This is a genomic window from Mucilaginibacter sp. P4_E8 (genome assembly GCF_056401495.1).
The window spans coordinates 1-7,808 of the sequence record NZ_JBFUJG010000187.1; the positions used below are offsets into that span (position 1 = coordinate 1).

8 protein-coding genes are annotated in these 7,808 nt (G+C 39.2%); 6 read left to right on the plus strand and 2 right to left on the minus strand.

The features are described 5' to 3' along the window. The 4 genes from AC1DRQ_RS28070 to AC1DRQ_RS28085 all read left to right on the plus strand — a co-directional run. A partial coding sequence (locus AC1DRQ_RS28070; protein ID WP_477428912.1) for a hypothetical protein occupies positions 1 to 593 on the plus strand: 593 nt, incomplete at its 5' end. Positions 594 to 641: 48 nt separating this feature from the next. Beyond that, positions 642 to 2,411 carry a hypothetical protein gene (locus AC1DRQ_RS28075; protein WP_477428914.1) on the plus strand — a complete coding sequence of 590 codons (1,770 nt, stop codon included), beginning with the start codon at positions 642 to 644 and terminating at the stop codon, positions 2,409 to 2,411. 17 nt (positions 2,412 to 2,428) lie between these two features. Further along, on the plus strand, positions 2,429 to 3,745 hold the full coding sequence (locus AC1DRQ_RS28080; protein WP_429392563.1) for an ATP-binding protein: 1,317 nt from the start codon (positions 2,429 to 2,431) through the stop codon (positions 3,743 to 3,745). 55 nt (positions 3,746 to 3,800) lie between these two features. After that, positions 3,801 to 4,607 (plus strand): SH3 domain-containing protein, encoded by an 807-nt coding sequence (locus AC1DRQ_RS28085; RefSeq protein ID WP_477428916.1) that lies wholly within the window; start codon positions 3,801 to 3,803, stop codon positions 4,605 to 4,607. 95 nt (positions 4,608 to 4,702) lie between these two features. On the opposite strand, the gene AC1DRQ_RS28090 is transcribed toward AC1DRQ_RS28085, so the two are convergent. Further along, entirely contained in the window at positions 4,703 to 5,680 is a 978-nt protein-coding gene (locus AC1DRQ_RS28090) for a GlxA family transcriptional regulator (RefSeq protein WP_429392567.1), read from the minus strand. Between the two features lie 132 nt (positions 5,681 to 5,812). Between AC1DRQ_RS28090 and AC1DRQ_RS28095 the strand changes: the two genes are divergently transcribed. After that, positions 5,813 to 6,232, plus strand: coding sequence for a DoxX family protein (locus AC1DRQ_RS28095; RefSeq protein WP_477428919.1), 420 nt, complete (start codon positions 5,813 to 5,815; stop codon positions 6,230 to 6,232). Positions 6,233 to 6,378: 146 nt separating this feature from the next. Here AC1DRQ_RS28095 and AC1DRQ_RS28100 read toward each other — a convergent pair whose 3' ends face one another. Then, positions 6,379 to 6,879: an RICIN domain-containing protein gene (locus AC1DRQ_RS28100; protein ID WP_477428921.1), complete on the minus strand. Its 501-nt coding sequence runs from the start codon at positions 6,877 to 6,879 to the stop codon at positions 6,379 to 6,381. A gap of 331 nt (positions 6,880 to 7,210) precedes the next feature. Between AC1DRQ_RS28100 and AC1DRQ_RS28105 the strand changes: the two genes are divergently transcribed. Then, complete coding sequence (locus AC1DRQ_RS28105) at positions 7,211 to 7,744, plus strand: OmpA family protein (protein WP_477428923.1); 534 nt, start codon at positions 7,211 to 7,213, stop codon at positions 7,742 to 7,744. Positions 7,745 to 7,808 lie beyond the last annotated feature (64 nt).

The window sequence follows — 7,808 nt, forward strand, 5'->3', positions numbered from 1 at the left end:
CGGCAGTTGCAACTGAGGGGGTATATGTTGCTCAAATACGCGACCTTGTAAGCAAGCATGAAGAAATAGTTAAATATGCGGCAAATGAAACGGCTGGAGCATTTAGTAATGCATTTGATTATCACCGAATTATAATGCTTGAAGCTTATAATGTAAAAAAACCGGCCCTGATTGAATATTCCCCGATAAGTATCGCCGCGTCAAAAAAGGATTACTGGAAATTTATAAAATGGGTTTCACCTGAAGTTGAAGGCACTGCTATAGCTGCAGGTAAAACCCAGGAGGAGGGAAGTAATTTCAAAAAACAGATTGGCCTTCAGGAAGTTAAAGTCGATGATCCTTATGACAGTTCTTTTGGGCTGCCTATACAGGGACATATCGATAACCCTATTTCAGAAGGAGATAGGATTGTGGAGATAGATGCGTGGGGCAAACTCAGGTTGTGTCATGTAAAAGTTGAAGCAGATGGAGGGAAATTTATAAGTTGGATCGGGCCAGATGACGAGGCATTTGCCCGTATTGAGGGTGGTCGCCAACCAGGAGGGCTAATTCGGATGAATGCCGACAAGATTAAAGACAAAAAACAACCGTAATTGACGGAATAAGGAATATGTATATGAAACAATGGATGATATTTTGAAATGAATTTAGTTAAAGGAAAAGTTGATCAAGGCTCCCATAATATTATCCGGCAGGATAAACAAGCCATGCCTTTCTATCAACCCAAGCCATCTGTAAATCAGGCATACGATGGGCAAGGGGCTGATAAAGTAATGCGCGCACCCATCGGCGATTCGGAGAAAAATACTTTTTTTWAGGCTGCTCCCAATTTGGTTCAAAGAGAGGATGATCCAACTAAAACCCTTACCGAAGGTGCCTCAGTTGTTAAGGATGAATTAAGTAATAAACCAGGTTTTGACGAATGGAAGGATCAGCAAACAGATGCCCTGAAAAAAGCAGTATGGGATACACAACCTACAGAGTTTAAAGCTGGAATTATTGGCTTTGGTTTAAGCTCTGTGGGTATATTAGGATCCGTATTTGCATCCGATCCAAGATTCAGGGCGGATACCATAAAGTTACTGGACGATAAAAATATTGCCTTACCTCTTTCCCTTATCCCGCATCATGAGTATTTCCCGTTATCATCGTTCAAGTACAAATTACCTCAGGCTACGGGAGCACCTGTTACTTTTGACACAGAGTTTGAGTTTAAGCCATATCTGGACATGATGCATGAAAAATGGAGCTTTATACCTAAAACAGATCTGACATTGGGTTTAAGCAGTGGTTATTCTGCCCAAAGTGGTTTTGGACTTACCGGAGGGTCTATCAAGCTGAAGTTTGGAGGCGGTATTATTAATTTGGATGCGTTTGTTAATCAAACACTACCGGCCACGCCCATGCTGGTTAGCAATCCCGGAGAATCGCCGATGTGGATAATGAGAACACTTCCCGGGCAGTTTGATGATCAATTACCCAAAGGAAGTGGCGTTTTTTTAACTGTGGATGTTTTGCGTTTACCCGAACTTTTTAAACACGATGAACCAAAGAAGTCAGATATACAGCGAAAAACTACTGATAATGACCAAAATACGATTAATGCCTATGTTTCAAAAGAGGGGGAAGAAAGTAATCCCATTGAAGTTACTAATGCCGAAATGCTTGACAATGGCGGTGTAAAGAAAGATGGTGGTACCGATGAAGTTAACCCAACTGTAATCAAGGCCAGTACAGGCCCAAGCTGCAATCCGCAGGGAGTAACAATTGATGAGTTTTTAAAACAAGCAGGTAATACAGATGACTCATTTGGAAAAACCACCTTGAACAGGGGCGATGTAACCAACCCTGAAGTTGTTTTAACAAACGGAGTCTTACAAAAAACAACCGCAGGTATGCCGGTGAGTTCATTTTATTTATTGCCACAGACGTTTAAAGACAAAGGTAGTGTGATTATTCAGGATGGCGGCGCGGGAGAAGAGCATCATTTTTGCCCTAAAGGCACTTATGATAAATATTGGCAGATCACCCAATCAGGCTCAGATAAAATTAAAGAAGGAGAACAAGAGCACTGCAATGATTTTACGCTGGCGTTTAATTTAAGCTTAGCCAAATTCAGAGATGCTGTAAATGCTGCCGCCGGTCAAAAATTTGCATCAGATGCACTGGCCAAAGCCTCCCTGGAAAAACAAACCGGTGTTCATCCCGATCAGTGGAACAATTATTTCTGGTGCTTGGCCAGTAAAACAAAAGAAAGAGATAGCCAAAAATGGCATTCTCCAAAATCAGTAAGAACCAGGGTTGATGAACATTGTCAAAAAGCGATTACGCCTTTAAGCGCGGGTAATTTACCCGATATAGGACAACATCCATCCGCAGAGATCATAAAGGATTGTGATGTAAAAAAATAAATAACTAATAACGTATAATGCAAACTCAATCTATAACTGATTCTTTTGAAGTCCTGAATCAGGTGATTCACAACCGACTGCAATCTCATTTTAATAATGCAGATGCCATTTTTCCTGCAGTTAAAGTAGAGGATGATGGCAGCCCCCTGAACGGGTTTATCATTAAGCATCAGTTACCGCTCGAAGAGTACATTATACTGTTAACCGCTTTGGTGCCACATTTAAAAGCCACCTTTTTTGAAAATATTATACAGGAGTTTTTACCGCAAGGGGGCGATTTTTCTGAATTTGGAGGCGTAAAGGGTAACAACCACCGTGGATTATTGCCAACCGGCGAAACCGCGCAATTTATAATAGCCGGCAATGATATAGAAAAACGCATTTCTGTTCAGTATTTGCTTACCAGCGGAATACTGGCTAAACATGGGATGCTATCCCTGGAACCGGTAAAAGATGGCGAACCATTAATGAGCGGTCGTATTATACTTGATCAGGAATTGGTAACCCGTTTAATAACGGGTACGGAGGCTACACCAAAATTCAGCCCGGATTTCCCTGCAAAAAATATAACTACCGCCATGACCTGGGATGATCTTGTGTTGAATAATTATACCCAAAATCAACTTAATGAGATCATGGTATGGGTGCAGCACAATGATACCCTGATGCAGGACGAGATATTAAAGCGAAAGATAAAACCAGGTTATCGCGCGCTTTTTCATGGCCCCTCAGGAACTGGTAAAACATTAACAGCAACCTTGCTTGGCAGGCATTTAAATAAAGAAGTATACCGTATTGATCTGTCGCAGGTGGTGAGCAAGTATATCGGCGAAACAGAAAAGAACCTTGAAAAGGTATTTGTTAAAGCCGAAAATAAGAATTGGATATTGTTTTTTGATGAAGCCGATGCCCTGTTTGGCAAGCGCACCAATGTGCAAAACTCGCATGACAGATATGCCAACCAGGAAGTGAGTTATTTGCTCCAGCGCATTGAGGATTTTCCAGGTTTACTGATCCTGGCATCAAATTTAAAAAGCAATATGGACGACGCGTTTTTGAGACGTTTTCACACTATCATCCACTTTGCCATACCTAATGCCTTTGAACGGCTAAAATTATGGGAAAAGGCATTCCCTGCTTCATACAAGCCCGAACCTGATATTAATTTACGTGAACTGGCCGACAAATATGAACTGAACGGCGCGGCCATATTGAATATTATTCATTATGCTGCTCTGCAATCCATCTCAAGAAACGACAAATACATACGTAATGATGATTTAGTGGAAGCAATAAGGAAAGAATACCGTAAAGAAGAACGTACAATGGCCTAATCAATAATCATTACATATCATTAAATACTTAAACCATTAATCAGGAGGACAAATCATGGCTTTAGCTCAATTTCGTATTTATACACCGCAGGACTTTCAAAAATACCTGATGAACACTGATTTTTCAAGGGATATCAAGGTTATACAAAACCATCATACCTGGGAACCTAATTATAAATCATTAAGCCCAAGTCATGGAGAAATGTACTGGCTGGAGTCGATGCGAAATTATCATATCAAAGATAACGGATGGAGCGATATTGGTCAAAACATTACTACGTTCCCATCAGGGAATATTGGTTTATGCCGACCTATAGATATTACACCTGCCGGCATCTTTGGGGCTAACACGGGCGCCATATGTATAGAAAATTTGGGAAATTTTGACGCAGGCCACGACAAAATGACCCAGGAGCATAAAGATGCCATTGTGTTTCTAAATGCGGCGCTTTGTATAAAGTTCAACCTTGAACCGATAAAAGAACAGGTGGTTTACCACCACTGGTTTGACAGAACAGGTAAAAGGTTTCCTGAGAGTAAAGTAAACAATAATCAGGTTGGCGGCGAGCAGAAAACCTGTCCGGGTACTGCCTTTTTCGGAACTAATACTATCACTTCGGCCGAAGCTAACTTTTTCCCTTTAATTGATAGTAAGATCAAACAGATCAATGGCACACCTGAAACAGTATCTTTAAAAGTAAATGCAGATGTATTGAATGTGCGTTCGGGGCCAGACAAATCATTCCCGGTTGTTCATACACTTACTAAGGGTACACGGGTAACAGTTTTTGCCATTACTGATGAATGGAGTAAAATAAGTGATTCAACTGAAAATTGGGTGTTTAGCTCTTATTTATCATAGAACAGTTTTAACTTAAAAACACAGAAATCATAGTGGAATTTTTTAAAGCAACCCCATTTTTAAGCTGGCTACTTAACCGGTAATAATATTATCGGTTAAGTAGCATATTCCCGCTGATACTTATTCCGGTAATCAATAGGTGATAAGCCGGTTATGCGCTTAAATGTAGTACGGAATGCCTTGGTATCGGTATAGCCCACGTTATACATTACCTCGTTCACGTTTTCGCGCGAGGTTTCCAGGCTTACTTTGGCAGCCTCAATCTTTACACGCTGTATATATTCTGCTACGGTATTGGCTGTCGCTTTTTTAAACCTGCGTTCCAGGTTTCTTCGGCCCAGTGCAAACATAGATGCTAACTGCTCTACAGTGATCCTGTCCTGATAATTCTTCTCAATAAATTCCTGTGCCTTTTTTATAGGATCGTCGGCATGATCTTTTTGACCCTGGAAAATTATAAATGACGATTGGTTATTACGTTCCATTTCAATAGCGAATACCTTTGCGCTTAAAATGGCTATATCACGACCGGCAAATTTTTCTATCAGGTATAAAATAAGGTTCAAGTAGGAGAAGGCTCCTCCGCTTGAATAAAGGCCCTGCTCATCGGTAATGATTTTTTCTGTAACCAGATTAACTTCCGGAAACATTCTTCTGAATTCATTAGCTGCCATCCAGTGCGTAGCGCATTTTTTGCCGTTTAATAAACCGGTTGATGCCAGTAAAAATGCACCCATACATAAACTGGCCACTTCGGCGCCGTTATTATATTGTTCGGTTATCCAGGGTAAAAACTCTTTATTGTTTTCAACTTCTACGCTGATATCACCATCAATTGCAGGAATAATGATCAGGTCGGTTTTTTGGACCTCACCAATTGTTTTATTAGCATTAACAGTGAATAAACCACCGCTAACAGGTGTTTCTTTGGTAAGCCCTACCAGCTCAACCTTAAAAATAGGTTCTTTGCCGGCAGCCATAAAAAACTGGTTTACCTGGGTAAACAATTGGCGCGAACCTTCCAAACTTCCAAGGATGGCTCTCTTAGGAACCAATATTGATATATGTCTCATATAGATAAATAGGTTTTGTAACTTAGTCGTAATCAGCCCCTAAAATAGCCGCATTAACACCGTATTCAGTATGCCAATGTAACCTTAATTTTACAGGAGTAATAATTATTAACCTAAAATAAATCAATCATCATGAAAAAGACAAAAATTATTTACTGGATTTTTACGGGACTATTTGCATTCTTTATGCTGGGTTCAGCAATACCTGATGCCCTTGTTATGCCTGTAGCCGTGGGCGGTTTCAAGGAAATGGGGTATCCTGTTTACCTCATTCCATTTTTAGGTGTCGCTAAAATATTGGGAGTGATAGCCATTTTAATCCCTGGTTATCCCCGTATTAAAGAGTGGGCTTATGCCGGGTTAACATTTGATCTGATTGGTGCTACCTATTCCATCATAAACTCTGGTAAATCTATTGGTAACTGGGCGCCTATGTTTATAATACTGTTTGTGGCAGCCGGCTCATACATTTATTATCACAAAAAACTTAAAGAAAGTACTCAAACCGGTAGTAATAATTTAGTTGGAGGAACAGTAAAGGCTGTAAGTTAATTAATTCATTTAATGAAGTAATTTTCAAATATTTATGTTTATTAATTAAAGTTATTATTAATAAATATTTACATAAACAAAACCCCGAAATCGTATAGTTTCAGGGTTTTGTTTATGTAAGCCAGATCAAAATGGTAAAACCATGTTTACATAGCTGGCGCCTGCTGATAAATATTCCAATACTGATCAGCCGAGTTTCGTTTTTTAGCCAGAACTATTGCCGAATTTACACTGCCTTTAGGATCGGCAGGGGTAATGTACCAATCTGTTCCCTTTAGTTTAATCAGGTAGGTATCTTTTTTTACCGGTATAAATTCATATTGTTGATTGGGCGCACCCGCTATCAGTGGTTGTTCCTCAAAAGGAACATCTGTACTTGCTGCAGCCGATGGTTGAAATGTTTTATTGGTTAAAAGATTTTGTAACTGATAGGTATTTTCTCCGGTACTCCTAAAATTCCAGGTCATGCACTTCCAATTTTCAGGATAATAAGCTACCAAAGGAGTTCCGTTTTTTGAGCCGGCATCTTTTACTCGTAAAAGCATTCCTGTTTGCACATTCTTAATGGCATAATTACCTTTAATATCCTGCGAAAAACCTAAATGGGAAATGTTGATAAGAAATAATAGGATCAATAAGTGTTTCATGCTTTGCTAATATAAGTACCTGATAAAGAAATGTTAATACAAGTTAATTGTTTTAAAATTGTTTATTTAAGTTCATTAAATCAATCAATTGATAATCAATTAATTACCTCGATTTTTTATTTAAATTAATCGACTGGTTTAATAGCCATTTAAACTTTTGCTGAATACTTGCAGCGTAAATTTGCCGTTTAGTTACCGGCACAAGATAATGCTGTTACCAGGCTATTTCAAACAAAATGGCTGGTAAATGCTTTATTTATCAATGTGTTATATTCAACTTAGGTTGAAATGACTAATATTTTTTATGTTTACAAAAAAACAAAACTTAGCTATGAAAGCTTTAAAAACACCTTTATTTACCCTAATCTTCGCGTTATTAGCCATCACGGTATTATCATGTAAATCAAAAAAACTGGCTCAAAAACCTGTACCGGTTGAAACTGAACAACAGTATGCTCCGGCCCCGCAACCAGCTCCTGCACCGGCACCTACACCAGCTCCTGCGCCACCGCCGCCAGCCCCTAAGCCTAACTATAATTTCAGCAATATCCAGTTTGAGTTTAACTCTGCTGTTTTAAGAACAACTTCTTACCAAAGTTTGGACCAGGCTGCTGCCGAAATGAAGAAAGATAACACTGTAAAATTTGTATTGAATGGTAATGCTTCGGCCGAAGGTACRCCAGATCATAATATGGAACTATCTGTTGAAAGAGCTAATTCCGTAAAATTATACCTGGTGAATAGTGGTATCAATGGAGATAACTTAACTGTGAAAGGTTATGGTGAAAGTAACCCTATTGCAGACAATACCACTGAAGAAGGAAGAATACAAAATCGCAGGGTTGAGATTAAGGTTAATAAATAATCTATAAAACTCCTGCTAAAAGTAAAGCCCTGGTAAATCATTTATCAGGGCTTTACTTTTATAA